Below are 904 nucleotides of genomic sequence, written 5' to 3' on the forward strand. Positions count from 1 at the left end.
GTGCCAGACAGCGCAGCAGTCGCAGGAAAGTTACTCAACGCGACCGGGCTCTTTCCTCATCATCCAGAGTTCCTGGGTGTCCAATGCGACACGCTCCATCACTCCATCCCTCTCGAGTCTTTCCAGTGCCTCCAGCGTCGTAGCTTGAGGAGGGATGGGCTCTTCCCAGCTAATCCAGAAAGCATGGATTCCCTTCAGCGTATCAACTGAATGCGGGGCGATTTTCAATTTTCTTTGAATGCAAAGAACGGCGAAATTGACCAGTTGTTTATTCATCGAGCATGTTTTTTCTTGTTGGAATGCTGCTGCAGGTAATTAGCTTAAACCTGATCATTTTCTTTGGAAACTAATAAATCGCAATAGCCATTTCCTGCTTTAGTTCCGCGCGGCTTCCCGCTGAGGTGGGACATATCTGCACCCATTCATGTGCAGATTTGTCCTCCTCGCTGCACACGCAAAAACAAATGCCGGATCCCTTCGACCAGCGCAGCTTTCCGTTTGGCGAGGTGCTTCGCTCAGTTGCCAGGAAGGCGGTGCAAATTAGTCCTGCCCCGAGTCGAAGATAGAAAAAATTTCCAATTAAATCAACGGTCTATCAGAGCTGAAGAGTTGGCACGCCGCTTGCGAAAACTGAGCGGGAGAAATTCCGCCCGCGGCCCTCACGGCTTGGCGAGCGTTTCTGCAAGTGCGTGCGGTATTGACTATGAGAGGCTAAAAATGGCTGAAAGTGTTCAAAAATGGCTGGAGCGTAATCGTCCGCCCCGGGTGAAGATCACCTATGAGGTGGAGACCGGCGGCGCCATCGAAAAGCAGGAGCTCCCCTTCATTGTTGGAGTGTTCGCTGACCTGGCCGGAGATCGCAATCCCGACGAAGAGTTTCCGCCTTACAAGCAACGGCAGATGG

2 protein-coding genes are annotated in these 904 nt (G+C 52.0%); one reads left to right on the top strand and one right to left on the bottom strand.

Going from position 1 to position 904, the window contains the following annotated elements:
* Nucleotides 1–30: 30 nt before the first annotated feature.
* Complete coding sequence (locus AC1D0Z_RS23020) at nt 31–276, bottom strand: hypothetical protein (protein WP_477660445.1); 246 nt, start codon at nt 274–276, stop codon at nt 31–33.
* A 441-nt stretch (nt 277–717) separates the two neighbouring features.
* Here AC1D0Z_RS23020 and AC1D0Z_RS23025 point away from each other — a divergent pair.
* Nucleotides 718–904: type VI secretion system contractile sheath small subunit (locus AC1D0Z_RS23025; RefSeq protein WP_477660446.1), on the top strand; the 187-nt coding region annotated here is incomplete at its 3' end.

The organism is Polaromonas sp. P1_E3, assembly GCF_056405935.1.

Coding starts and splice junctions, on each gene's coding strand:
- AC1D0Z_RS23020 (WP_477660445.1), bottom strand. CDS start 276: ATGAATAAACAACTGGTCAATTTCGCCGTTCTTTGCATTCAAAGAAAA.